Annotated in this window: 28 protein-coding genes and 1 pseudogene; 10 read left to right on the top strand and 19 right to left on the bottom strand. The window is 67.9% G+C overall.

Annotated features, from left to right (window positions below; translation table 11 throughout):
• Positions 1–18 precede the first annotated feature (18 nt).
• From GWK50_RS16925 to GWK50_RS16890, 8 genes and pseudogenes are all read right to left on the bottom strand, one after another.
• The gene (locus tag GWK50_RS16925; RefSeq protein WP_162017516.1) at positions 19–300 is read right to left on the bottom strand and encodes a type II toxin-antitoxin system RelE/ParE family toxin; all 282 of its coding nucleotides are present in this window, start codon (positions 298–300) and stop codon (positions 19–21) included.
• A gap of 27 nt (positions 301–327) precedes the next feature.
• Positions 328–975: pseudogene (locus GWK50_RS16920) on the bottom strand (lysoplasmalogenase); the annotation flags it as partial.
• A gap of 81 nt (positions 976–1,056) precedes the next feature.
• Positions 1,057–2,232 carry a DSD1 family PLP-dependent enzyme gene (locus tag GWK50_RS16915; RefSeq protein WP_162017514.1) on the bottom strand — a complete coding sequence of 392 codons (1,176 nt, stop codon included), beginning with the start codon at positions 2,230–2,232 and terminating at the stop codon, positions 1,057–1,059.
• Positions 2,216–2,854 carry a histidine phosphatase family protein gene (locus GWK50_RS16910; RefSeq protein WP_162017513.1) on the bottom strand — a complete coding sequence of 213 codons (639 nt, stop codon included), beginning with the start codon at positions 2,852–2,854 and terminating at the stop codon, positions 2,216–2,218. The genes GWK50_RS16915 and GWK50_RS16910 overlap by 17 nt, the downstream gene beginning before the upstream one ends.
• A gap of 8 nt (positions 2,855–2,862) precedes the next feature.
• Positions 2,863–3,468, bottom strand: coding sequence for a DUF4136 domain-containing protein (locus tag GWK50_RS16905; RefSeq protein WP_162017512.1), 606 nt, complete (start codon positions 3,466–3,468; stop codon positions 2,863–2,865).
• Positions 3,469–3,512: 44 nt separating this feature from the next.
• Complete coding sequence (ttcA, locus tag GWK50_RS16900) at positions 3,513–4,460, bottom strand: tRNA 2-thiocytidine(32) synthetase TtcA (protein WP_162017511.1); 948 nt, start codon at positions 4,458–4,460, stop codon at positions 3,513–3,515.
• Positions 4,461–4,740: 280 nt separating this feature from the next.
• Positions 4,741–5,112, bottom strand: a complete 372-nt coding sequence (locus GWK50_RS16895; RefSeq protein ID WP_162017510.1) for a dihydroneopterin aldolase — start codon at positions 5,110–5,112, stop codon at positions 4,741–4,743.
• The gene (locus tag GWK50_RS16890; protein WP_162017509.1) at positions 5,109–5,915 is read right to left on the bottom strand and encodes an SDR family oxidoreductase; all 807 of its coding nucleotides are present in this window, start codon (positions 5,913–5,915) and stop codon (positions 5,109–5,111) included. Before GWK50_RS16890 ends, GWK50_RS16895 begins: the two co-directional genes overlap by 4 nt.
• 89 nt (positions 5,916–6,004) lie before the next feature.
• Between GWK50_RS16890 and GWK50_RS16885 the strand changes: the two genes are divergently transcribed.
• The 5 genes from GWK50_RS16885 to trxC all read left to right on the top strand — a co-directional run bounded on the left by GWK50_RS16885 (position 6,005) and on the right by trxC (position 8,439).
• The gene (locus tag GWK50_RS16885) at positions 6,005–6,427 is read left to right on the top strand and encodes a putative toxin-antitoxin system toxin component, PIN family (protein ID WP_162017508.1); all 423 of its coding nucleotides are present in this window, start codon (positions 6,005–6,007) and stop codon (positions 6,425–6,427) included.
• On the top strand, positions 6,424–6,654 hold the full coding sequence (locus tag GWK50_RS16880) for a toxin-antitoxin system HicB family antitoxin (protein WP_162017507.1): 231 nt from the start codon (positions 6,424–6,426) through the stop codon (positions 6,652–6,654). Before GWK50_RS16885 ends, GWK50_RS16880 begins: the two co-directional genes overlap by 4 nt.
• 99 nt (positions 6,655–6,753) lie before the next feature.
• A complete protein-coding gene (locus tag GWK50_RS16875; protein ID WP_162018162.1) occupies positions 6,754–7,770 on the top strand; it encodes an SAM-dependent methyltransferase in 1,017 nt (338 codons plus the stop codon).
• A 3-nt stretch (positions 7,771–7,773) separates the two neighbouring features.
• Positions 7,774–7,968 (top strand): DUF2905 domain-containing protein, encoded by a 195-nt coding sequence (locus tag GWK50_RS16870; protein WP_162017506.1) that lies wholly within the window; start codon positions 7,774–7,776, stop codon positions 7,966–7,968.
• Positions 7,969–8,004: 36 nt separating this feature from the next.
• Positions 8,005–8,439, top strand: coding sequence for a thioredoxin TrxC (trxC, locus tag GWK50_RS16865; protein WP_162017505.1), 435 nt, complete (start codon positions 8,005–8,007; stop codon positions 8,437–8,439).
• Positions 8,440–8,449: 10 nt separating this feature from the next.
• On the opposite strand, the gene GWK50_RS16860 is transcribed toward trxC, so the two are convergent.
• From GWK50_RS16860 to GWK50_RS16845, 4 genes are read right to left on the bottom strand one after another with little or no spacing between them, the layout of a single operon-like run.
• Positions 8,450–8,932, bottom strand: coding sequence for a DoxX family protein (locus GWK50_RS16860; protein WP_162017504.1), 483 nt, complete (start codon positions 8,930–8,932; stop codon positions 8,450–8,452).
• Positions 8,933–8,946: 14 nt separating this feature from the next.
• A complete protein-coding gene (locus GWK50_RS16855; RefSeq protein ID WP_162017503.1) occupies positions 8,947–9,714 on the bottom strand; it encodes a DNA-binding domain-containing protein in 768 nt (255 codons plus the stop codon).
• The gene (locus GWK50_RS16850) at positions 9,705–10,547 is read right to left on the bottom strand and encodes a DUF692 domain-containing protein (RefSeq protein WP_162017502.1); all 843 of its coding nucleotides are present in this window, start codon (positions 10,545–10,547) and stop codon (positions 9,705–9,707) included. The genes GWK50_RS16855 and GWK50_RS16850 overlap by 10 nt, the downstream gene beginning before the upstream one ends.
• Positions 10,548–10,566: 19 nt before the next feature.
• The gene (locus GWK50_RS16845; RefSeq protein WP_162017501.1) at positions 10,567–10,866 is read right to left on the bottom strand and encodes a DUF2282 domain-containing protein; all 300 of its coding nucleotides are present in this window, start codon (positions 10,864–10,866) and stop codon (positions 10,567–10,569) included.
• Between the two features lie 177 nt (positions 10,867–11,043).
• Between GWK50_RS16845 and GWK50_RS16840 the strand changes: the two genes are divergently transcribed.
• Together GWK50_RS16840 and GWK50_RS16835 are read left to right on the top strand one after the other, a co-directional pair.
• The gene (locus tag GWK50_RS16840) at positions 11,044–11,586 is read left to right on the top strand and encodes a sigma-70 family RNA polymerase sigma factor (protein WP_162017500.1); all 543 of its coding nucleotides are present in this window, start codon (positions 11,044–11,046) and stop codon (positions 11,584–11,586) included.
• Complete coding sequence (locus tag GWK50_RS16835; protein ID WP_162017499.1) at positions 11,583–12,224, top strand: DUF1109 domain-containing protein; 642 nt, start codon at positions 11,583–11,585, stop codon at positions 12,222–12,224. The genes GWK50_RS16840 and GWK50_RS16835 overlap by 4 nt, the downstream gene beginning before the upstream one ends.
• 109 nt (positions 12,225–12,333) lie before the next feature.
• On the opposite strand, the gene GWK50_RS16830 is transcribed toward GWK50_RS16835, so the two are convergent.
• Both GWK50_RS16830 and GWK50_RS16825 read right to left on the bottom strand, forming a co-directional pair.
• Positions 12,334–13,581, bottom strand: a complete 1,248-nt coding sequence (locus tag GWK50_RS16830; protein WP_162017498.1) for a multifunctional CCA addition/repair protein — start codon at positions 13,579–13,581, stop codon at positions 12,334–12,336.
• A 37-nt stretch (positions 13,582–13,618) separates the two neighbouring features.
• Positions 13,619–14,413: a DUF2007 domain-containing protein gene (locus tag GWK50_RS16825; protein ID WP_162017497.1), complete on the bottom strand. Its 795-nt coding sequence runs from the start codon at positions 14,411–14,413 to the stop codon at positions 13,619–13,621.
• 54 nt (positions 14,414–14,467) lie between these two features.
• On the opposite strand from GWK50_RS16825, the gene GWK50_RS16820 reads away from it, so the two are divergent.
• From GWK50_RS16820 to GWK50_RS16810, 3 genes are read left to right on the top strand one after another with little or no spacing between them, the layout of a single operon-like run.
• The gene (locus GWK50_RS16820; protein ID WP_162017496.1) at positions 14,468–14,938 is read left to right on the top strand and encodes a hypothetical protein; all 471 of its coding nucleotides are present in this window, start codon (positions 14,468–14,470) and stop codon (positions 14,936–14,938) included.
• A 52-nt stretch (positions 14,939–14,990) separates the two neighbouring features.
• Positions 14,991–15,422 (top strand): putative toxin-antitoxin system toxin component, PIN family, encoded by a 432-nt coding sequence (locus GWK50_RS16815; RefSeq protein WP_162017495.1) that lies wholly within the window; start codon positions 14,991–14,993, stop codon positions 15,420–15,422.
• Positions 15,419–15,658 carry a toxin-antitoxin system HicB family antitoxin gene (locus GWK50_RS16810; protein ID WP_162017494.1) on the top strand — a complete coding sequence of 80 codons (240 nt, stop codon included), beginning with the start codon at positions 15,419–15,421 and terminating at the stop codon, positions 15,656–15,658. Before GWK50_RS16815 ends, GWK50_RS16810 begins: the two co-directional genes overlap by 4 nt.
• Positions 15,659–15,795: 137 nt before the next feature.
• Here the strand turns inward: GWK50_RS16810 and GWK50_RS16805 are convergent, their stop codons facing one another.
• The 5 genes from GWK50_RS16805 to GWK50_RS16785 form a co-directional block, all read right to left on the bottom strand.
• Positions 15,796–16,089 carry a type II toxin-antitoxin system RelE/ParE family toxin gene (locus GWK50_RS16805; protein WP_162017493.1) on the bottom strand — a complete coding sequence of 98 codons (294 nt, stop codon included), beginning with the start codon at positions 16,087–16,089 and terminating at the stop codon, positions 15,796–15,798.
• A 20-nt stretch (positions 16,090–16,109) separates the two neighbouring features.
• Complete coding sequence (locus tag GWK50_RS16800; protein ID WP_162017492.1) at positions 16,110–16,394, bottom strand: DUF1778 domain-containing protein; 285 nt, start codon at positions 16,392–16,394, stop codon at positions 16,110–16,112.
• A gap of 71 nt (positions 16,395–16,465) precedes the next feature.
• On the bottom strand, positions 16,466–17,149 hold the full coding sequence (locus GWK50_RS16795) for a glutathione S-transferase family protein (protein ID WP_162017491.1): 684 nt from the start codon (positions 17,147–17,149) through the stop codon (positions 16,466–16,468).
• A gap of 176 nt (positions 17,150–17,325) precedes the next feature.
• Positions 17,326–19,011, bottom strand: coding sequence for an acyl-CoA dehydrogenase family protein (locus GWK50_RS16790; protein WP_162017490.1), 1,686 nt, complete (start codon positions 19,009–19,011; stop codon positions 17,326–17,328).
• A gap of 28 nt (positions 19,012–19,039) precedes the next feature.
• On the bottom strand, positions 19,040–19,885 hold the full coding sequence (locus GWK50_RS16785; protein ID WP_162017489.1) for a PaaX family transcriptional regulator C-terminal domain-containing protein: 846 nt from the start codon (positions 19,883–19,885) through the stop codon (positions 19,040–19,042).
• Between the last annotated feature and the right edge of the window lie 111 nt (positions 19,886–19,996).

The raw sequence follows: 19,996 nt of genomic DNA, 5'->3' as shown, positions 1-19,996 counted from the left end.
CATCCCATTGGATTCACTTCAGTGGTAATCGACGATCTCAACGTCCTTCGGGCCTTCCGGGGTCCACACGAAGCACACGCGCCACTGATCGTTGATACGAATACTGTGTTGGCCTTCGCGGTCACCGAAAAGTGGCTCCAAGCGGTTCCCTGGGGGAATGCGCAGATCCTGCAGCGCGTGCGCAGCATGAAGCATGCGCAATTTCCGGAGGGCAGGGGCTTCGACGTTCACCCAGCGGCGCACGCGAACAAGGCCAAACAGGGCTTCGGTTTCACTGCACTTGAAGGACTGGATTGCCATGAATATTAACGTTCTGCGGTAGTAACGTCAAACGGAAGCATGCTGTGGTCTGCGTAGGCCAGCCACCATGCCGTGCACGATGAAGGCCTGCGCCGCGTAGTAGGTGGCCAGCACGCCCGCCTGCGCCAGCGGCAGCGGCTGCACAAAGCGGTTGGTGGCCAGCAGCGAATCGCTGAGCATGAAAAAGCACGCGCCCAGCGCCACCTGGCGCGCCGCGCGGTCGCCCAGCACGCTGGCGCGGCCCAGGGCCTGCGCCGCCATGAGCGCGATCGCGGTGACATACACCGCCACCGGAATGCGCAGTTCGGCGGGCAGCCCGCCTTGCCACAGATAGGCATACATGGCGCCGCCCACGCTCAGCGTGGCGGCCAAGGCGCCAGGCCGGGGCAGCCAGGCCACGCCCTGGCGGAACAGCACGATGTAGGCGATGTGTGCCAGCAGAAAGCTCACTAGTCCTGGGATGAAGAAGCCCTCGACCATGAGGAAGGCGTCGCCCGCCAGCGAGCCCACCAGCGCCGCGCCGAGCAGCCACCAGGATTTTGAATCAAATTGGCCCCTAGCAATTATGGGATAAGCGCTGGTAGCTACTAAAACAATAGCAATCACCATGGTCAGCGGCTTGAACAGCCAATGCCAGTGCAGCAGACCGGCCTCGCTGGTGATGGTGGCCAGTGCTGCGCACAGCACCATCAGCGTCAGCAGGGTGCGGTGTTGGGGGTGGAGCGAGGGATGGGACATGGTCATGGGCAACGGGGGTCAGCTCAGCGCGCCGCGCGCATCGACCGCGATGATGCGTTCCACCACGCCGCGCACCAGCCCACCGCGCACGCCGATCAGCGTGTCGTGCAGGTTCACCGTAGGGTCGCAGTGGCTGGGCACCAGCCACAGCATGCTGCCAATGGTGGGCAGCGGGGTTTCGTCGGTTTCGGCGGTGAGGATGCCGTGCTCGTCGCCCGCGCTGTGGTAGGCCAGGCCCTGGCCTTCGGGCAGGTGGGCCACCCAGGGTACGCCCGCGTCGATGGCATGGCTGGTGTGGCCTGCGTCGCACACGGCGCGCTCGCCCTGGCGCGAGATCACCTGTGTCTTGACGTACAGCGCATGCTCGAAAGCCGGTTGGGCGGGCTCGCGTTCGTTGCGTGCGTAGTCGGCATCCATGAACAGGAAGGTGCCCGCCTGCAGTTCGCCATAGACGCCGCTGGCGGCCTCGTGCACCAGCGTGCCGGTGCCGCCGCCGGTCACCAATGGCACGCCCAGGCCGGCGGCCTGGATGCGCTCGCAGGTGGCGCGCACCGACTGCACGCAGGCCGTGGCCACGCTGCGGCGCTGGGCCGCGCTGCGCATGTGCTGCGCCCGGCCCTGGAAGGCCTGCAGCCCGGCAAAGCGCAACTGTGTGAGCCGCGCCACGGCCTGGGCCAGTGCCAGCGCGGGCTCGCCGGGCGGTACGCCGCAGCGCCAGTGGCCCACGTCGATTTCCACCAGCACGTCGATGCGCGTCTGCGGTGCGGCCTGGGCCATGGCCTCGGCCAGGCGGGTGATGCCCTCGGGGCTGTCCACGGCCAGCGCCAGGCGCCCGCCCTGGGCCTGCAGGCGCGCGGCCAGGCGTGCCACACGCAGCAGCTTGGGGTAGGCGACCACCTGGTTGGTCAGGGTGATGTCGCGCACGCCGCCTGCGGCCAGCACCTCGGCCTCGGCAATCTTCTGCACGCAGGCGCCCACGGCACCGGCGCGCTGCATTTGCAGGGCCAGCTCGGCGCTGCGGTGGGCGTTGGCGTGGGGGCGCCACTGCACCTGGTGCTTGCGGGCAAAGTCGGCCATGCGGGTGATGTTGCGCTCCATCGCGTCCAGATCGACAACCAGCGCGGGGCTGTCGATCAGGTCCACGCGCTGGCCGACCAGTGGGTGTTGCAGTGCGGTGTCAGGTGACGGTTTCATCGCGGGAGCCCGTGTCAAGGTGCTGTGTGTCGGCCCAGCCCACCAGGGTCAGCCCTTGGGGCGTCCAGAGCAGGCGGTTGATGGAGGCGTTCGTCACCAGCCAGGTGCGCGGTGCCTGCAGGTCCAGGCCCGTGGCCAGGCGGTAGAGCATGTCGAGCACGCCGCCGTGCGCCACCAGCACGATGAGCTGCTCCGTGTGCTGCGCCGCCAGCCGGTGTGTGGTGGCGGCTATGCGCTCGCGCAGTTGCACCAGGGTTTCGCCGCCCGTGGGCGCAAAGTGCGGGTCGCGCTGGCGCCAGCGCCGGGCCTGTTCAGGCAGCTCGGCCTCGATCTCGGCAAAGGTGCGGCCTTCGAGTTCGCCAAAGCTGCGCTCGCGCAGGCCGGGCTCAGCCACCAACGGGGCGCCGCTGGCCTGGGCGATGGCCTGGGCCGTGGCGTGGGCGCGCTGCAGGTCGCTGGTGTACACGGCGGCGAGCGGCTCGTCTGCCAGGGCACGGGCCACCTGGCGTGCTTGCCAGCGGCCGGTGTCGTTGAGGGCGATGTCCAGGTGGCCCTGGATGCGCGTGTCCACGTTCCAGGCGGTTTCGCCGTGGCGCACGGCAATGATGCGGGTGGCCTGCATCGGCACGCTCAACGCGGGGCGCCGGTGGGGGCCAGGGGCAGGCGCACCTGGCGCGGGCCCTGGGGCGGTTGCGGGAAGCCGCTGAGCGCGGCGTCGAACAGCACGCCAAACACGGCGGGGTCGTCGGTCCACACGTCCTCGAACAGGGCCGAGGTCTCGTACACCACCTGCTGCGTGCGCGCGTCGCGCAATTCCACGCTCACTTCGCGTCGGTGCAGGGTGGGGGGCATCTCGCGCAGCATGGCGCCCGCGCGCATGCCGGGCCGCCAGCCACGGCCAGGGCCCCAGCCCCACCAGGCGGGCGGGTAGTGCGGCCAGTCGGGCAGGGCCTGGCCCGAGCGCACGCCCACTTCGGCAATCAGGCGGGGCTGTGCGTCGTCGCGCTGCAGCCCGGCGCGTTGCAGCGCGGCATGGGCCAGCGCCTCGATGGGGGCAAAGGCCTGGGCCGCCGCCTGTTGTGAGGGGAGCTTGTCGAGCCGGTAGGTGGGCGGCGCAGACGGGGTGGTGAGGGTGGACCAGCTTTGCACCTGGCTGTCCACCACGCGGGTGGTGGAGCAGCCTGCGACCAGCGCGGTGCCCAGCAGTGCGAGACCGAGAGAGCGGCGGGAAAGCATGCTGTCCTCCTTGGGGGTGTGGCCGGTCGGCGGGCGGGCCTTGTTCAGCCTATGCGAACCACCTGCATGCCGGGCAGCGGGGGCGGCGCAGGGAACTCTTCTTCGTCAAAGGCCTTGTCGCCGTCCTCGCTGGCAACGCCGGTGGCACGCGCGTTCACAAAATCGTACAGCGCGCCGTCCAGCAAATGGCTGGGCACCACGTTTTGCAGGGCGTTGGCCATGTTTTCCACGCGGCCGGGGTATTTTTTCTGCCACTCGCGCAGCATTTCGCTCACCTGCTTGCGCTGCAGGTTCTCCTGGCTGCCGCACAGGTTGCAGGGGATGATGGGGAACTGGCGCACCTTGGCCCACTGGGTGGTGTCCTTCTCGGCCACAAAGGCCAGGGGGCGGATCACCACGTGGCGGCCGTCGTCGCTCACCAGCTTCGGGGGCATGCTCTTGAGCTTGCCGCCAAAAAACATGTTGAGCAGCAGCGTGGCCAGCATGTCGTCGCGGTGGTGGCCCAGGGCGATCTTGGTGGCGCCCAGTTCGTCGGCCACGCGGTACAGAATGCCGCGGCGCAGGCGCGAGCACAGGCTGCAGGTGGTCTTGCCCTCGGGGATGAGGCGCTTGACGATGCTGTAGGTGTCCTCGTTCTCGATGTGGAAGGGCACGCCCACGCTGGTCAGGTAGTCGGGCAGCACATGCTCGGGGAAACCGGGCTGCTTCTGGTCCAGGTTCACGGCCACAAGGTCGAAATGGATGGGCGCACGCTTTTGCAGCTTGAGCAGGATGTCCAGCAGCGCATAGCTGTCCTTGCCGCCCGACATGCAGACCATGACCTTGTCGCCTTCCTCGATCATGTTGTACTGCACGATGGCCTTGCCCACCTCGCGGCACAGGCGCTTTTCGAGCTTGTGCGCCTCGCGCTCGATCTTGAAGCTGTGGGGCGCGGCGCCAGCCTGCGGTGCGTCGGCGGCGGGGGTGTCGGTGTCGGGGGTCCAGGTGTTCATTGTGTTGCTGTGTAGAACCTGTTTACGATCTTTTCATGGGGTACGCAAGGCAGCAAACCGTCACGATCTAGGCGTCTGCCGCAGCCCATGCTGGCGGCCTGGGCAAGGCGGGCAACAACGAGCGTGGCGGTTTGCTGCCTTGCCCGAAGGGTTGCCCCGCAAAAGCAGCGTCTGCGGCGTTGCAAATCCTCGCCGGGCCACCAGCCCGGCTGCGGTTTGCGCCTTGCACCCACTGCTTTTGCGGGGCAACGTACCCCATGAAAAGATCGTGAACAGGTTCTCACCACTGCCCGGCTTCCATGCGGATGGCGACTTCGCAGTCGTCAAAGATTTCGAGTTTGGCGATTTTGACGCGCACGCCCTGTACGCCAGGCAGTTGCAGCAGCCGGTGCGCGAGCTTGCCGATCAGCGTCTCCAGCAGGTTCACATGTTCGGCCGTGCATTCGTCGATGATGATCTGGCGCACCTTGCGGTAGTCCAGCACATGGGCGATGTCGTCGTCGTGCGGCTCCAGGGGCTGTGCGCCCAGGCTCAGTTCGGCATCGACCTGGATGGGTTGGGGGGAGCTCTTCTCGTGCGCCAGGATGCCCAGGTTGGCGTCAAAGCGCAGCCCGGTCAGGGTCAGGGTCTGCAGGCCGGTGGTGGGTTTCATGGCGGGGTGGGGGTGTCTTGCATGAGGGAAAAGTCGCGCTCGAAGCGCATCAGGTGCTGGCCGCCATCGACCAGCAGCGTGGTGCCGGTGAGCGCGCGGTTTTCCAGCGCAAAGCGCACGGCCTGGGCCACGTCCTGCGCGGTGGACGAGCGCCCCAGCGGGCTGAGCGCGTGCAGGCGCTGAAACTGCTCCTCGCTGAGGTAGTGGCTGGTGAGCGTGAGCCCCGGCGCCACGCCCACCACGCGCACGCGCGGCGCCAGCGCCATCGCCAGCATGGTGCCCGCGGCTTCCAGGGCGGCCTTGGAGAGCGTGTAGCTCAAAAAATCGGGGTTCTGGTTCCAGAGCTTCTGGTCCAGCAGATTGACCACCGCGCCCTGGGCATCGGCCTCGCCCTGGGCAGCGCGTTCGTTCAGGTGCGCGTGCAGGGCCTGCGCCAGCACAATCGGCGCCGCCGTGTTGCTGGCCAGGTGCTGCTGCAGGCGGGCGTAGCCAAAGGTGGCGGGGTCGTCGTGCTCGAACAGCGAGGCGCTGTTGACCACCGCATCCACCGCACCAAAGTGCGCCACCACGCGCGGCAACAGGGTGCGCACGGCAGCTTCGTCTGAAAAATCAGCATCAAAATGGCCACTAACGCCCGAAATACGGGCGCAAGCAGCTACTGTTTCGATAGCATCCTGTTCCGCGCTGCGGTAGTGCACCGCCACCTGCCAGCCGCCTTCGGCCAGCGTCAGGGCAATGGCGCGGCCCAGGCGCTTGGCAGCGCCGGTGACCAGAACGGTGCGCGGGCGGGTGGGGGTGGGCATTCGGGTGCTGCGGTGCAAAGCGCAAAAGCCTGTAGTTTATGCCGCCCCCATGGGTTTTGTGCGGTCAATGTGGTTATACTGGTGCAACCATGCGAATCGTTCTGGACACCTCGGTGTTGGTGGCAGCGGCGCGGTCGCGCCAGGGGGCCAGCTTTGCCTTGGTCGGCAGTCTGCCTCACCCGCGCTTTGAGTTTGCGCTGAGCGTGGCGCTGTACACCGAGTGGCAGGCGGTGCTCACACGGCCAGAGCACCTGCCCCCAGGACTGCAGCCGCAGGACGCCCTGGCCTACCTGCGCTATCTGGCGTCCATTGCCCATCTGCAGGATGTGCACTACCTGTGGCGCCCCTTTCTGCGCGACCCCGATGACGATATGGTGCTGGAATGCGCCGTGGCCTCGGGCAGCCGCTACCTGGTGACCCACAACGTGCGCGATTTTGCGCGCATCACATCACTGGGGATCAGCCCGGTGACCCCTGCTGAATTCCTGGACATGCTGAGGAGCCCAACATGACCGCATTGACCGTCCGCCTGCCCCATTCGGTGCACGCCAAAATCCGCGAACTGGCAGCGCGCGATGCCATTTCCGTCAACCAGTTCATCGCCAGTGCTGCGGCAGAAAAGCTCGCATCCATGCTGACCGTGGACTACCTGCGCCAGGAGGCTGCACAAGGCCAGCGCGAGGCCTTTGACCGCTACCTGCGGGCCGTTCCCGATGTTCCCGATGCGCAGGAGAGGTGATCTGTGTCCCTGAACGCAAGCCACACTGGCGGCCCGCTGCATTCCCACATCGCCCAGGCCATCGGCGCCGCGGGCGGCTGGATCGGATTCGACCGCTTCATGGCGCTGGCCCTGTACACGCCGGGCCTGGGCTACTACGCGGGCGGCCTGCCCAAGTTTGGCCACCTGCCCCAGTCGGGCAGCGACTTTGTGACCGCACCCGAGCTGACCCCGCTGTTCGGCCAGGCACTGGCCGTGCAGGTGCGCGAGGCGCTGGAGCGCACGCAGACCAGCGAGCTGTGGGAGTTTGGCGCGGGCTCGGGCGCGCTGGCATTGCAACTGCTGGACGCGTTGGGCGACGCGGTGCAGCGCTACACCATCGTGGACCTGTCGGGCAGTCTGCGCGCGCGTCAGCAGGAGCGCCTGGCCGCGCACGCGCACAAGCTGCGCTGGCTGGACGCCCTGCCCGACGCCATGGAAGGCGTGGTCGTGGGCAACGAGCTGCTCGACGCCATGCCTGTGCAACTGCTGCTGCGCCAGGGTGGGCAGTGGCATGAGCGTGGTGTGGCCTTGGCACAGGAGGCGTTTGTCTGGCAAGACCGGCCCACCCCCCTGGCGCCGCCGATCCCCATCGGCGGCACGCACGACTACCTCACCGAAATCCACCCCCAGGCCGAAGCCTTTGTGCGCACCCTGGGCGAGAAGCTGCGGCGCGGCGCGCTGCTGCTCATCGACTACGGCTTTGGCGAGCGCGAGTACTACCACCCGCAGCGCCACATGGGCACGCTGATGTGCCACCGCGCCCACCAGGCCGACGACAACCCGCTGGTGGACGTGGGTGCCAAGGACATCACGGCGCACGTCAACTTCACCGGCATCGTGCTGGCCGCGCAGGAGCAGCCCTTGCCCGTGGGGCAGGAATGGCAGTTGCTCGGCTACACCTCGCAGGCGCATTTCCTCATCAACTGCGGCCTGCCGCAGGCCATGGAGCAGGCGCCGCTGCAAGAGCGCGCCCTGGCGGCCAAGCTGCTGATGGAGCACGAGATGGGCGAGCTGTTCCAGGTGCTGCTGCTGGCCAAGGGCGCGCCCTGGGAGGCCGTGGGCTTTGCGCACGGCGACCGCAGCCACAGGCTGTAACGCATGATCCGCTGGCTCATCGTCGTCTTCCTCGCGCTGGTGCTCATCAACGGGCTCACGCCCTGGTTGCAGCGCCTGGGGCTGGGCAAGTTGCCGGGGGATTTTCATTTCCGGTTGTTCGGGCGCGAGTGGTACATCCCGCTGGCCAGCACCGTGCTGCTCAGCTTTGTGCTGAGCCTGATCGTCAAGTGGCTCTGACTTGATTTTTTCGGGGTGCGGCCCGATGTCTGGGGCATGACCGAATCCCTGCACATCGTCTGCCCCCACTGCCACACCACCAACCGCGTCCAGGCGGCGCAGCTCGGCAGCCAGCCTGACTGCGGCGGCTGCCACCAGCCCCTGTTCATGGGCGCGCCGCTGGCGCTGGATGCCGCCAGCTTTGCCAAGCATCTGCAGCGCAACCACATTCCGGTGCTGGTGGACTTCTGGGCGCCCTGGTGCGGGCCGTGCCGCCAGATGGCGCCGGCCTTTGCCCAGGCGGCGCGCACGCTGGAGCCCCAGGTGCGGCTGGCCAAGCTCGATACCGAGGCCCACCCGCAGCTGGCGGCGCCCTATAACATCCGCAGCATTCCGACCATGGTGCTGTTCCAGGGCGGGCGCGAAGTGGCACGCATTTCGGGCGCCTTGGGCGCGGCGGACATCGAGCGCTGGGTGCGCAGCGAGCTCTGAACCAAAGGCCTCAGCGCAGTCCCAGCCAGCGGTCCAGCGACAGGCGGCCCGCACCGCGCCCGGCCAGGTAAAGCATCAGCGCCGCCCACGACAGGTGTGTGGGCCAGGCGTCGGGGTACACAAAGACCTGGATCACCAGCGTCATGCCCAGCAGCGCCAGGGCCGACAGGCGCGTGAAAAGTCCCAGCACCAGCAGCACCGGGAACAGGTGCTCGGCCAGGGTGGCCATGGGCGCCGCCCATTCCGGGGGGATCAGCGGCAGCCTGTATTCCTCGCGGAACAGCAGGTAAGTGGTGTCGGTGATCGTGAAAACGCCCTCCACCTTGGTGCGGCCCGACATCCAGAAAATGCCCGCCAGCGCCAGGCGCGCGGCCAGCGCGATCAGGCCGTGCGGTGTGCACTGCTCCAGCCGCTGGGCCAGGCCGTTCCACAGCCCCCGCACGCCGGGGAGGGATGCGGGCGCAGAGCCGACAGGGGAATGGGTGGTGTGCATGGGGTACTCCTCGTTCAACAGGGTTCGGGGGCGCGCAGGGCGCCGGTGCGCAGCAGCAGTGCGACGAGCGCGGGCAGGTTGGTGGCGGGGGCGGCCTGCAGGGCCTGGGCGGCGGCGTCTTCAAAAGTGGCGCCTGCGGCGCAGGCGTCCAGCAGCGCGCAGCCCGCGTGCGGCAGGGGCGCCCATTGCACGGCATCGTGCGGGCGGGTCAGCAGCGCGCCTTCGCCCTGCCAGGGCAGGTCGGTATCCCAGGGCAAGCCGTCGCGCTGGCATTGCCACAGGCGGTAGGCGGGGTGCTCCGCGCACCACCGCCAGCGCGTGGCCGGGTGGGGGTGCAGGCGCAGCAGCGCCAGGGCCTCGGGCGGCTGCTGGGCCAGCCATGTGGCCTGCAGCGTGGGCGCGTCGGCGGCCAGGTGGGACTCGGTCCAGCAGCGGTCCAGCCGCGCCACGGCGCCCAGGTAGGGCAGGTTGGCGGCCGGGCCAAAGCCTTCCAGAAAATCGGCAAAGCCCGCGCCATAGCCCATGAGTCGCCCGTCCGTCGGCGGGTGCTGGTGCACGAAGGCATGTGCCGTGGCGCGCAGCCAGTCGGTGCCCACCAGGGCGTGCACGGCGGGGTAGTTGGCCTGCAGCGCGTCGATGCAGCCCTTGGCCACGGTGTTGCGGTACACGGCAAAGCCGGGCTGGGCGAGCAGCGCATCCAGCCAGGCGGGCGGCGGTGCGCTGGCGCCGGGTGGGGGCAGCAGGGCACTGGCCAGGCCGTCCTGGAAATCGCTCAGGCGCATGGCAGGGCCTCCAGGTTCGCGAGCATGCGGTGCGCGCGCTCGCGCTCGGCCAGCAGCTCGGGCAGGGGCGGGATGGCGTCGTCGCGCTCGATCAGCGTGGGCCGAGGGCCGGTGCGTGCGATCAGGTGCTCGTACAGCGCCCACACGGGCTCGGCTACGGGGGCGTCGTGGCTGTCGATGAGCAGCGTCTCGCCCAGGCGCGGGTCGGCATGGTGGCCCGCGAGGTGGATCTCGGTGATGGCCTGCACCGGAAAGGCGTCCAGGTAGTCGTGGGCGCGGGTGCCCAGGTTGTGCGCGCTGAGGACCACGTTGTTCACGTCCAGCAGCAGGCCGCAGCCGGTGCGGCGCACCAGCGCGGCCAGGAAATCGGTCTCGGACCAATCGTGCCCGTCGATGTGCAGGTAGTGTGTGGGGTTCTCGATGGCGATGGTGCGGCCCAGTGCGTCCTGCGTGGCGCTGATGTTGGCTGCAATGCGCGCCAGCGCCTCGTGCGTGCGCGGGAAGGGCAGCAGGTCCGGGTGGTAGCGCCCGCGCCAGGCCGACCAGGCGAGGTGCTCGGACACCAGCGCGGGCTCGATGCGCCGCGCCAGTTGCGCCAGGCGGTGCAGGTGGCCCGCATCGGGCGGCGCGTCGGCCGCGAGCGAGAGCGACACGCCATGCAGCGACACCGGGTGGCGCGCGCGGATGGCTTCAAGCCAGGCCAGGCGCGGGCCACCGCCCGACAGGTAGTTCTCGGGGTGCACCTCCCACCACAGGCCGCTGGCGGTGCAGTGCAGGGCCTCGTCGTAATGCTGGGGCTTGAGGCCCAGGCCTGCGGTGAGAAGGTGGGGCATGGTGCGGTCCTATCGGGGATCAGGCCTTGATGGCGCTGAGTGAGCCCATGCCCTTGGGCGTCTGGATGCTGGTGCAGGTGCCCGCAGGCACATACTTCCAGGCGTTGCCCTGGTAGTCCACCTTGGCGGTGCCCGCGCAGGTGGTGCCGGGGCCGGCGGCGCAGTCGTTCTTGCCGGCCATGGAAACGCCGTAGCACTTCTCCATGGTGGGTTTGGCCATGTCGCCGGACTTGTTCATGCTGTCGGACTGGGCGATGGCGGCACCAGAAGCGAGGGCGGCAAAAGCCAGGGCGCCGAGGGTGAGGGAACGGGTGGTCATGCTGATAGCTCCTTGGGTGATGAACGAGACCTCTGCCTGCAATGCCAACGCACCCGGCCGGTCTGCGCTGTAATTCGCGGGCACGGCGGTGCGGGTTACGCTGTGGCCGAAAATTTATTTTTCGGCCCCCGTGTAACCGGCCGCGCACCGGCCCCGAATACCAGCGAGGGAGACGCCATGGAGATAGAACAGCGGCTGCGCCCGCTGCTGCTGCAGGGCCTGGAGGGCGACACCGACGCCTACCAGCGCTTCCTGAAGGAGCTGAGCGCGCACCTGCGGGCCTTTTTGCGCCGCCGCCTGGCCCAGCGGCCCGATGAAGTGGAGGACCTCGTGCAGGAGACCCTGCTCGCCGTGCACAACCAGCGCCACACCTACCGGCCCGACCTGCCGGTGACGGCCTGGGCGCATGCCATCGCGCGCTACAAGCTCATCGACTGGCTGCGCTCGCACGCGGTGAAGGGCGCGCTCGATGTGCCGCTGGATGACGTGCAGGAGCTGTTTTCCAGCAGCGATGCCGAGGCCGCGCAGGCCCGGCGCGATCTGGGCCAGCTGCTGCAGACGCTGCCCGAGCGCCAGCGCCTGCCCATCGTGCACATGAAGCTCGAAGGCCTGTCGGTGGTGGAGACGGCGCGCCTGACGGGGCTGTCGGAATCGGCGGTCAAGGTGGGTGTGCACCGGGGGCTTAAGGCCCTGGCCGCCCGTATCAGGGGAACGGCATGAAAACGGACGATTTGATTGGTTTGCTGGCGCAGGACGCAGAGCCGGTGGCGTCGTACGCCATCGAGCAACGCTTTGCGGTGGCGGTGCTGGCCGGCTTGGGCGGGGGCCTGGTGTTGATGCTGTTGCTGTTTGGCATGCGCCCTGGGGTGGTGCAGGACATGGCCCTGCCCATGTTCTGGGGCAAGCTGGGGTTTGCCGGCCTGCTGGCCGCTGGCGGCCTGGCCGTGTTGCGCCGCCTGGCGCGGCCCGGCATGGGCCTGGGGCACAGCCTGGCGTTGCTGGCCCTGCCGCCGCTGGTGCTGTGGGGTTTGGCCGCCGTGGCGCTGGGCCAGGCCGGGCCCGGCGAGCGCCTGCCCCTGGTGCTGGGCAGCACCTGGCGCAGTTGTGCCTTCAACATCGCGGCGCTGTCGCTGCCCGCCCTGGCGGCCAGCCTGTGGGCGTTGCGCGGCGCGGCGCCCACGCGCCTGGCCTGGGCGGGCGCCGGGGCCGGGCTGCTGGCGGGTGCCCTGGGCGCGCTGGCCTATGCGCTGCACTGCCCGGAAATGGCCGCGCCCTTCCTGGCCGTGTGGTACCTGGCGGGCATGGCCTTGCCCACGCTGGCGGGTGCCTGGCTGGGGCCGCGCGTGCTGCGCTGGTAGCTGATCGTCATTCCATTTCTAAATCATCCGTGTCGTTGTTGCTTCGCCTTGCCGTGCTGCAGCACTGTCTGCGGCTTCGCGCCTAGACACCAATGATTTGGAAACGGAATCAGGTGGCGGGCTGGGCCAGCCAGGCGGCCACGGCCTCCGCGCGTGCGGCGTGGATTAGTTCACCTACTTTTTGGCCTGTAACGCCCTTGGATGCTGCGTGAGCAGCTATCACACTGGTAGCAACCGATTGCACCGCCGTGAGCGCGGCGTTGATGCGCGGGCGCTGGGGATAGGGTTTTTCCTCGAAATGCAGGCGCCCGCGCGCGTCGCACTCGCAGGCGAGCAGGATCTCGTCGAGCCGTGCCGGCTTGCGGATCGCGTCGCAGCGCTCCAGCAGCCGCACCAGCGCGGCCGCGCCCAGGTCGCCGCTGCGGTGGATGTTGCCGTGCTCGCGCGCCACCACGTCGGCCAGCTCGCGGCAGTCCGTGGGCACGCGCAGGCGCTCGCACAGGCTCTTGAGCAACTGGGCACTGCGCTGCTCGTGGCCGATGTGGCGCGGCAGCACATCCTGGGGCGTGGTGCCCTTGCCCAGGTCGTGCGTGAGGCAGGCAAAGCGCACGCCCAGCGGCGCCTGCAGGCGCGCGGCCATGTCCAGCACCATCATCAGGTGCACGCCGGTGTCCACCTCGGGGTGGTAGTCGGCGCGCTGGGGCACGCCCCAGAGGCGGTCCACCTCGGGCAGCACCACCTTCAGCGCGCCGCACTGGCGCAGCACCTCGAACATGCGCGAGGGCTTTTCCTCCATGAGGCCACGCGCCAGCTCCTGCCACACGCGCTCGGCCACCAGGTGGTCGGCCTCGCCGTGCGCCACCATGGAGCGCATCAGCGCCATCGTTTCAGGCGCCACGCTGAAGTCGGTGAAGCGCGCCGCGAAACGCGCCACGCGCAGGATGCGCACCGGGTCGTCGTGGAAGGCGTGGGTCACGTGGCGCAGCACCTTGTCGCGCAGGTCGCGCGCGCCGCCATGGGGGTCAAAAATGGCCTCAGCGCCCGTGGAATATGCGCCAAGCGCTATCGCATTGATAGTGAGATCGCGCCGCGAGAGGTCTTCCTCCAGCGTCACGTCGGGCGAGGTCTGCACCACGAAGCCCCGGTAGCCGCGCCCGCTTTTGCGCTCGGTGCGGGCCAGCGCGTACTCCTCGCGCGTCTGGGGGTGCAGGAAGACGGGAAAGTCGCGCCCCACGGGCAGGTAGCCCTGGGCCACCATCTGCTCGGGCGTGGCGCCCACCACCACCCAGTCGTGGTCGTTCACGGGGCGGCCCAGCAGCCGGTCGCGCACGGCGCCCCCCACCATGTAGATTTGCATGGGGGCAGTGTATCGGTGGTGGGGGGCGTTTGTGTACCTACCGGGGAATAGGGCCGTGTGAAGCCTCCTCCCCCAGGGGGGTGTAGGTCACGCGGGTGTCCAGTTTGCTGTCTTTGTCGGTGTCCAAGTCGGCATGCAGCATCACGCCTAGATTGAAATACTCCACCCGCACGGGCAGGCCCGAGGTGGGGTTGATGTATTGCGTGGACCGTTGAACGCCATGGACAAAGTGGGTTACCAGATCCGGGAGACCGTCTCCGTTGGTGTCTGTCCTTGTAGTCACGGCGTTGCCGTCACGAAAGCTCGTCGTGGTCTCGTATGTTCCGTCAAAGTTGTCGTCGCTTTTTGCGGACTCTGCCAACCCTCGTTTGTCGTATTGCACGATGTAGTCAATCTTGCCATCCAGGTTGCGGTCCACTTCCGTGCGTAGCAGATTGCCGCGCGCGGCGTAGCTCCATCGCTCATCCAACACTCCGTCCCAGTTGTGGTCAATGCCATCGCTGGAGACCGGTGTCCGCACGAAGGCGTACAACAAACCCGCCCCCAGGAGCATGCCGCCCACGAAGTACCACAACCCACCGGCGCGCCGGGAGTGCTGCGGTATGGGGGCAGTTTCGCTGGGCTGGTCCGCCTCCCAGCGCGCGATGATTTCGCGGGCTTTCGCTTGTTCTGGCTCTGGAACCTCCAGTCGGACGAGCCCGGCAGCAGGCAGTTCGCCCACGGCGCCCTGCAGATGCTCGCCCTGGATGACGGGCGAAAGCCCCTCCTGGGCCAGCAGGTCGCGCAACATATGCGCTTCGATGGCGTTGGCCGCTTGGTAGATCGTCTTCATGGGTGCGTGGCGGGTGTGTTGGTTGCAGGCATGCGTTGCTACAGTACGCCCATCATGTCCTTGTCTGATTCATTGACCATTGTGCAGCCCCAACCCGATGGGAGCATTCCGGTGCCGCAGGCAGCGCCCTCGGCAGAGCAAGTGGCCGCCACCGAGCAGGCCGCGCAGGCCTTGCAGGCGCGGGCACAGGAACTGCAGAACCAACTGGAGGGATTGCAGCAAATCCTGAACAAGCCTCTGTCGGAAATCCTGGCCGACCGTGAAAAAGCTCTGGAGGCTGCTGGCGCATGGGATGCCTTCGGTGCCATGTGGGTGCTGTCGCAGCGCGCCATGCGCCGCGTGGCCATGGACCTGGCCGCGCAGCAGGAGGTGAGCGAAACCGAGGTGGTGGCGCGCGCTATGCGCTATGCCAACGCGGTGCTCAACACCGAGGACGAGACCCTGGGCGGCTCGATCGCCCCGGCGCAACTGGCGCACATTGCGCGGCACAAGGTGTTTTTGCGCAAGCAGTTCCGGCAGGGGTGAGGAGGGCGGTAGGTCGCCTCGCTGGATGTGATACGGTATTATAGGTAATACCATGAAAGCTTGTCCCCAGATTGTGCTGGACACCAATGTGTTGGTGGCGGGGCTGCGTTCACGCAATGGTGCGTCGTTTGAATTGCTCCGGCGCTTGCCTACAGGGCAATATCGCTTGCATCTGACGGTGCCATTGGCCATGGAGTACGAGGATGTCTTGCACCGTTCCGGGCTGTTGCCCTTGCCTGTGGACGCGATCGACGCTGTTTTGGACATGGTGTGTGCCGTCGCGGTTCAGCAGTCGGTTCATTTTCTGTGGCGGCCTCAATTGCGTGACCCCCGCGATGAACTGGTGCTGGAGGCCGCAGTCAATGCCTCGGCAGACTATCTGGTGACGCACAACCTGCGCGACTTTGCTGCCGCAGGTGGGTTCGCAGTCCAGGTGGTCACACCCGGCCAGTTCTTGAAGCTATTGGATGGAGGAGCACTATGAGCATACTCAGCCTGCGTTTACCGCAATCGATCCACCAGAACGCCAAGCTCTATGCCCAGCGGGAGGGCATTTCCGTCAATCAGTTGGCGGCGACGGCATTGGCTGAAAAACTGGCAGCGCTCGCCGCCGAGGACTACATCGCCCAGCGTGGCCAGCGCGCCAGCGCTGAAAAATATGCGGCTGCACTGGATCTGGTGCCTGATGTTCCGGCAGCTCCGGGGGATGTGTTGCCGTGATGGCTTCGCCATTTAAGTATCCATCTAGCCGCCGAGGGCGATCCCTCGGTAGCAGCATCACCTCCGAGCAACTGGCGCACATCGGGCGGCACAAACCGTTTTTGCGCAAGCAGTTCCGGCAGGGGTGAGGCCGGGCCTCAGCGCTTGAAACCGGCCTCCCGCTGACTGCGCACCGCCAGCACGAACACGGTGTCGATGGCAGCCACGTAGTGGTACAGCGCCACATAGCCGCGCGAGGATTGACCTATCACCAGCTCCCGCTTGCCGCCCCGCACAGGGCGCCCGATCTGCGGACTGTGGGTGAGGATCTGCAGGGCCTCCAGAATGGTGTCAATGTGCTCGGGTACGGATTCGGGGTCGTGTTGGGCGATGTGGTCGAAGAAGCGGTCGAAATCGTCCAGGATTTCCGGGGCCAGCTCGGTGCGGGTCATGCGAAGGCGGGCGCTGGCGTTTACTTGCCTGGGGTACGGGCGGAGGGTTTGCGTGGCCGTTTGCCCTGGGCGCGGGCGACCAGGTAGGCCTTGGCATCGTCCCAGGCCACGGTCTGTCCCGTGGCGCGGATGCGTGCCCAGCGCTCGTCGGCCACGGCGTGAAAGGCGTTGTCCAGTTCCACCTGCTCCACCGTCTGGGCCAGGGAGTCCAGGATGAAGGCATGGGCCGTTTTGCCCGCTTGCGCGGCAGCGGCGTTGATACGGGCTTTCAGCTCGTCTTCGAGGCGGATGGTGGTGGTGGACATGGCGGCTCCGGTGGTGAATCAATGTAGCACACAAGTGCTACAAGTGCCATGCCGGGAGCGAAATCAGCGTCTCAGCGCCCCAGCCGGTACGGCTCCTCGAAGTCGCGGAAATCCTGCTCGGCCAGCGCGCCGTCGATCCAGGCCTTGACCCCGGGCAGTGCGCGCACGCGCTGCACATAGGCTTGGATGTGCTCCGGCACCGGCAGGCCGTAGCTGTGCAGGCGCATGCAGACCGGGGCGTAGAAGGCGTCGGCGATGCTGAAGTCGCCGAACAGCATGGGGCCGCCGTGCTGCTCCAGCAGGCCGCTCCACATGTCCACCAGGCGCTGCACATCGGCGCGCACGGCTGGTTTGTCGCGCCAGATCAGTGCGCCGATGTCGGGCAGGTGGGCCTCGATATTCATGGGGCATGCGCCGCGCAGGGCGGTGAAGCCGCTGTGCATCTCGGCGCAGACGCTGCGGGCGCGGGCGCGGGCGGTCTTGTCCTGGGGCCAGAGGTTTTTCTCGGGGTAGGTTTCGGCCAGGTATTCGGCGATGGCCAGGGTGTCCCAGATGGCCAGATCGCCATCGACCAGCACGGGCACCTTACCGGTGGGCGAGATGCCGGCGATCATGGCCTTGAAGTGCGAGTCAGCGTCGAAGCTGTCGAAGCGCGCGAGCACTTCCTCGAACGGAATGCCCGCCTGGCGCAGCAGCACCCAGGGGCGCATGGACCAGGAGGAGTAGTTCTTGTTGCCGATGTAGAGCTGGAGCATGGTTCACCTGCTGAAGAAAAGGGGCCGCAAAAGAGCGACCCATTGTGCGTCAATGCACTCCGGCGTGCGTAGCGGGCTTGTGCCAGGGCACCCGTGGAACCGGCTTTGCCGGGCCACTGGGTGCGTCCCCCCTCCCGCAGGAGAGGGGGGAAGGCGCGCAGCGCCACAGGGGGGTGTCACTGTATCCGTGGCGTGGCCCGGTCGATGATGGCCTGCACGTCCACACCGCGCGGCAGCGCGCCGTAGTTGAAGCTGCCCTCGGGCGCGAGGCGCGAGGCGCAGAACGCGTCGGCCACGAAGGCGGGCGCGCCGCGCACCAGCAGCGAGGCCTGCAGCGCCAGCGCCATGCGCTCGACCACATGGCGGGCGCGGTACTGCAGGTCGGTGGTATCAAGGAATTCCTTGCCCAGGTCGCGCACATGCTGGTCGAGCAATGTGTTCTGGCCCAGCGCGAGCCGCAGTTCGGCGAAGAAGGCGTCCACCACCTCGGGCGTCTTGGCCATGGCACGCAGCACGTCCAGGCACTGGATGTTGCCGCTGCCTTCCCAGATGGCGTTGACGGGCGACTCGCGGAACAGGCGCGGGAACATGCTGTCCTCCATCACGCCGCTGCCGCCGATGCATTCCATGGCCTCGTAGGCGTGGCCGGGCGTGCGCTTGCAGATCCAGTATTTGCCCACGGCGGTCACCAGGCGCACGAGCATATCCTCGTGGCGGTTGTCGCGGTGGTCCAGCGCGCGGGCCACGCGCATCGACAGGGTCATGGCGGCCTCGCTCTCCAGCGCCAGGTCGGCCAGCACGTTCTGCATCAGCGGCTGCTGGTTGAGGCGTGCGCCGAAGGCGCTGCGGTGCGCGCAGTGGTGCAGCGCCTGCGACAGCGCCATGCGCATGCCCGCGCTGGAGCCCACCATGCAGTCGAAGCGCGTCATGGCCACCATCTCGATGATGTTGCGCACGCCGCGCCCTTCCTCGCCCACCATCCAGGCCAGCGCGCCGCGCAGCTCGGTCTCGCTCGACGCGTTGGAGGCGTTGCCCATCTTTTTCTTCAAGCGCAGCACCTGCAGCGGGTTTTTGGTGCCGTCGGGTCGCCAGCGCGGCAGCAGGAAGCACGACAGGCCCTTGTCGGTGTGTGCCAGCACCAGGAAGGCGTCGCACATGGGCGCCGAGACGAAATACTTGTGGCCCACCAGTTCATACGCCTGGCCAGGGCAGCCCTGGCCCACGGGGTAGGCGCGCGTGCTGTTGGCCTGCACGTCCGAACCACCCTGCTTCTCGGTCATGGCCATGCCGATGGTCACGCCGGCTTTCTGCTCCACGGGCACATTGCGCGGGTCGTACACGCGCGCGGTGATCTTGGGCTCCCACAGCGCGGCCAGGTCGGGCTGCAGGCGCAGCGCTGGAATGGCGGCGAAGGTCATGGTGATGGGGCAGCCGTGGCCGGCCTCCACCTGGGTGTGCAGGTAGTTGCCGGCGGCGCGCGCCACGTGGGCGCCCGGGCGCGGATCGGTCCAGGGCGCGGAGTGCAGGCCGTGCTCGATGGCCGTGCCCATGCAGCGGTGGTAGGCGGGGTGGAACTTGACCAGATCGATGCGGTTGCCGAAGCGGTCGTGCGTTTCCAGTTCGGGCAGGTGCTTGTTGGCGAGGTGGCCCTGCTCCAGGTACTCGGCCGAGCCGGTCAACTCGCCAAAGCGCAGCAAATCCGCATCGGCCCAGGCCGCGCCCTCGCGCTGCACGGCCTCGCGCAGCGCGGCGTCCTGCGCGTACATGTTGTAGTCGGCGAGTTCGCAGGACACGTTCTCGACCTGGTGGGTTTCGGCCAGGTAGCGGGTGTGCAGGGCGTTGCTCTCGTTCAGGGCGGTCATGGCGGTGTCTCCTGGGGCAAGGGAAGGGTCAGGCGACGCGCAGGCGCGCCTTGCGCGCGGCGGCATCGGGGGTGGGCAGAGCGTCGTAGAAGCGGTCCCAGATGGCGCGGCCCGCCGCATCGAAGGCGTGTACGCTGTTGATGAAGGCGGCGCGCAACGCGCCGTCCACCATGGGTTCGGGCAGCAGCGGGTCGTACACGAGCTGGCGGATGGCCGCGCCACCGAGGAAGAACGATTCGCGCGCCGCCTGGTCGATGGGCAGGCGTGCCGCGCTATCCAGCCAGCGTTGCAGCCGCTCCTGCGTGGCACGGTAGCCCTGGTTGAGGGCCGCGCCGTCCCACAGCGCGTCCACCGCGGCCTCGGTCGCGGCATCGAGCGAGGTGCAGCCGCAGACCACGGCCTGCGCCTCCAGACCCAGCGCGTGCAGGCGCGCGCGGATGGCGGCGATGTCCGCCTCGATGTTGTCCGGGCGGAGCCAGAAGTCGCGTTGCAGCTCGGCAAAGCCCAGCAGGTGCAGGGCGCGCTCGCGCTGCCGTGTGGTGGCGCGGTCGCTGCGCGCCAGGGCGCCGCAGTGCACCGCCACGTACTGCCCGTTCCAGGGGCGCAGGCGCTCGGCGGTGCTGCGCCAGTGGGACACATCCTGCGCCAGGTTCTGCGCCGCCGGCCCCAGGCGCCAGGTGCCGCGCTCGGTGGCCTGCGCCATGTCCTGCGCGGCCAGCCGCGCCAGCGTCACGCGCACATGGTTCTCGCTGATGCCGAACACGGCCCCCGCCGCCACGGCATGGCTGACGGGCAGGGCGTCGTCGCCGCTGGCGAGTAGCAGCTCCAGCAGCAGGTGCTTGGGTTGGACTTTGGCGTCGAGGGAAGAATGCATGTGTTAAATATTACACAAATATCACAGCAAAGCAAATATGTGTAATAACGCGGCGCGTGCGAAGCCACTGCGGGTTCGTCGGTTTTTGCTTATCGATGCAGCGGCGTCAGC

Origin of the sequence: Acidovorax sp. 210-6 (assembly GCF_010020825.1) — a bacterium.
Taxonomy (GTDB): domain Bacteria; phylum Pseudomonadota; class Gammaproteobacteria; order Burkholderiales; family Burkholderiaceae_C; genus Simplicispira; species Simplicispira sedimenti.
Note: the sequence above shows the minus strand (reverse complement) of the source record. Positions and strands in the feature narration are given on the sequence as shown.

What these genes read in the sequence shown, in the direction of transcription:
- GWK50_RS16905 (WP_162017512.1), bottom strand. Translation starts at nt 3,468, where the DNA reads ATGCTTTCCCGCCGCTCTCTCGGTCTCGCACTGCTGGGCACCGCGCTG.
- GWK50_RS16860 (WP_162017504.1), bottom strand. Translation starts at nt 8,932, where the DNA reads ATGCACACCACCCATTCCCCTGTCGGCTCTGCGCCCGCATCCCTCCCC.
- GWK50_RS16925 (WP_162017516.1), bottom strand. Translation starts at nt 300, where the DNA reads ATGGCAATCCAGTCCTTCAAGTGCAGTGAAACCGAAGCCCTGTTTGGC.
- GWK50_RS16830 (WP_162017498.1), bottom strand. Translation starts at nt 13,581, where the DNA reads ATGCAAATCTACATGGTGGGGGGCGCCGTGCGCGACCGGCTGCTGGGC.
- GWK50_RS16875 (WP_162018162.1), top strand. Translation starts at nt 6,754, where the DNA reads ATGGCGCTGGCCCTGTACACGCCGGGCCTGGGCTACTACGCGGGCGGC.
- GWK50_RS16800 (WP_162017492.1), bottom strand. Translation starts at nt 16,394, where the DNA reads ATGTCCACCACCACCATCCGCCTCGAAGACGAGCTGAAAGCCCGTATC.
- GWK50_RS16885 (WP_162017508.1), top strand. Translation starts at nt 6,005, where the DNA reads ATGCGAATCGTTCTGGACACCTCGGTGTTGGTGGCAGCGGCGCGGTCG.
- trxC (WP_162017505.1), top strand. Translation starts at nt 8,005, where the DNA reads ATGACCGAATCCCTGCACATCGTCTGCCCCCACTGCCACACCACCAAC.
- GWK50_RS16795 (WP_162017491.1), bottom strand. Translation starts at nt 17,149, where the DNA reads ATGCTCCAGCTCTACATCGGCAACAAGAACTACTCCTCCTGGTCCATG.
- GWK50_RS16825 (WP_162017497.1), bottom strand. Translation starts at nt 14,413, where the DNA reads ATGAAGACGATCTACCAAGCGGCCAACGCCATCGAAGCGCATATGTTG.
- GWK50_RS16785 (WP_162017489.1), bottom strand. Translation starts at nt 19,885, where the DNA reads ATGCATTCTTCCCTCGACGCCAAAGTCCAACCCAAGCACCTGCTGCTG.
- GWK50_RS16915 (WP_162017514.1), bottom strand. Translation starts at nt 2,232, where the DNA reads ATGAAACCGTCACCTGACACCGCACTGCAACACCCACTGGTCGGCCAG.
- GWK50_RS16815 (WP_162017495.1), top strand. Translation starts at nt 14,991, where the DNA reads ATGAAAGCTTGTCCCCAGATTGTGCTGGACACCAATGTGTTGGTGGCG.
- GWK50_RS16870 (WP_162017506.1), top strand. Translation starts at nt 7,774, where the DNA reads ATGATCCGCTGGCTCATCGTCGTCTTCCTCGCGCTGGTGCTCATCAAC.
- GWK50_RS16910 (WP_162017513.1), bottom strand. Translation starts at nt 2,854, where the DNA reads ATGCAGGCCACCCGCATCATTGCCGTGCGCCACGGCGAAACCGCCTGG.
- GWK50_RS16805 (WP_162017493.1), bottom strand. Translation starts at nt 16,089, where the DNA reads ATGACCCGCACCGAGCTGGCCCCGGAAATCCTGGACGATTTCGACCGC.
- GWK50_RS16855 (WP_162017503.1), bottom strand. Translation starts at nt 9,714, where the DNA reads ATGCGCCTGAGCGATTTCCAGGACGGCCTGGCCAGTGCCCTGCTGCCC.
- GWK50_RS16880 (WP_162017507.1), top strand. Translation starts at nt 6,424, where the DNA reads ATGACCGCATTGACCGTCCGCCTGCCCCATTCGGTGCACGCCAAAATC.
- GWK50_RS16895 (WP_162017510.1), bottom strand. Translation starts at nt 5,112, where the DNA reads ATGAAACCCACCACCGGCCTGCAGACCCTGACCCTGACCGGGCTGCGC.
- GWK50_RS16810 (WP_162017494.1), top strand. Translation starts at nt 15,419, where the DNA reads ATGAGCATACTCAGCCTGCGTTTACCGCAATCGATCCACCAGAACGCC.
- ttcA (WP_162017511.1), bottom strand. Translation starts at nt 4,460, where the DNA reads ATGAACACCTGGACCCCCGACACCGACACCCCCGCCGCCGACGCACCG.
- GWK50_RS16890 (WP_162017509.1), bottom strand. Translation starts at nt 5,915, where the DNA reads ATGCCCACCCCCACCCGCCCGCGCACCGTTCTGGTCACCGGCGCTGCC.
- GWK50_RS16820 (WP_162017496.1), top strand. Translation starts at nt 14,468, where the DNA reads ATGTCCTTGTCTGATTCATTGACCATTGTGCAGCCCCAACCCGATGGG.
- GWK50_RS16790 (WP_162017490.1), bottom strand. Translation starts at nt 19,011, where the DNA reads ATGACCGCCCTGAACGAGAGCAACGCCCTGCACACCCGCTACCTGGCC.
- GWK50_RS16840 (WP_162017500.1), top strand. Translation starts at nt 11,044, where the DNA reads ATGGAGATAGAACAGCGGCTGCGCCCGCTGCTGCTGCAGGGCCTGGAG.
- GWK50_RS16850 (WP_162017502.1), bottom strand. Translation starts at nt 10,547, where the DNA reads ATGCCCCACCTTCTCACCGCAGGCCTGGGCCTCAAGCCCCAGCATTAC.
- GWK50_RS16835 (WP_162017499.1), top strand. Translation starts at nt 11,583, where the DNA reads ATGAAAACGGACGATTTGATTGGTTTGCTGGCGCAGGACGCAGAGCCG.
- GWK50_RS16845 (WP_162017501.1), bottom strand. Translation starts at nt 10,866, where the DNA reads ATGACCACCCGTTCCCTCACCCTCGGCGCCCTGGCTTTTGCCGCCCTC.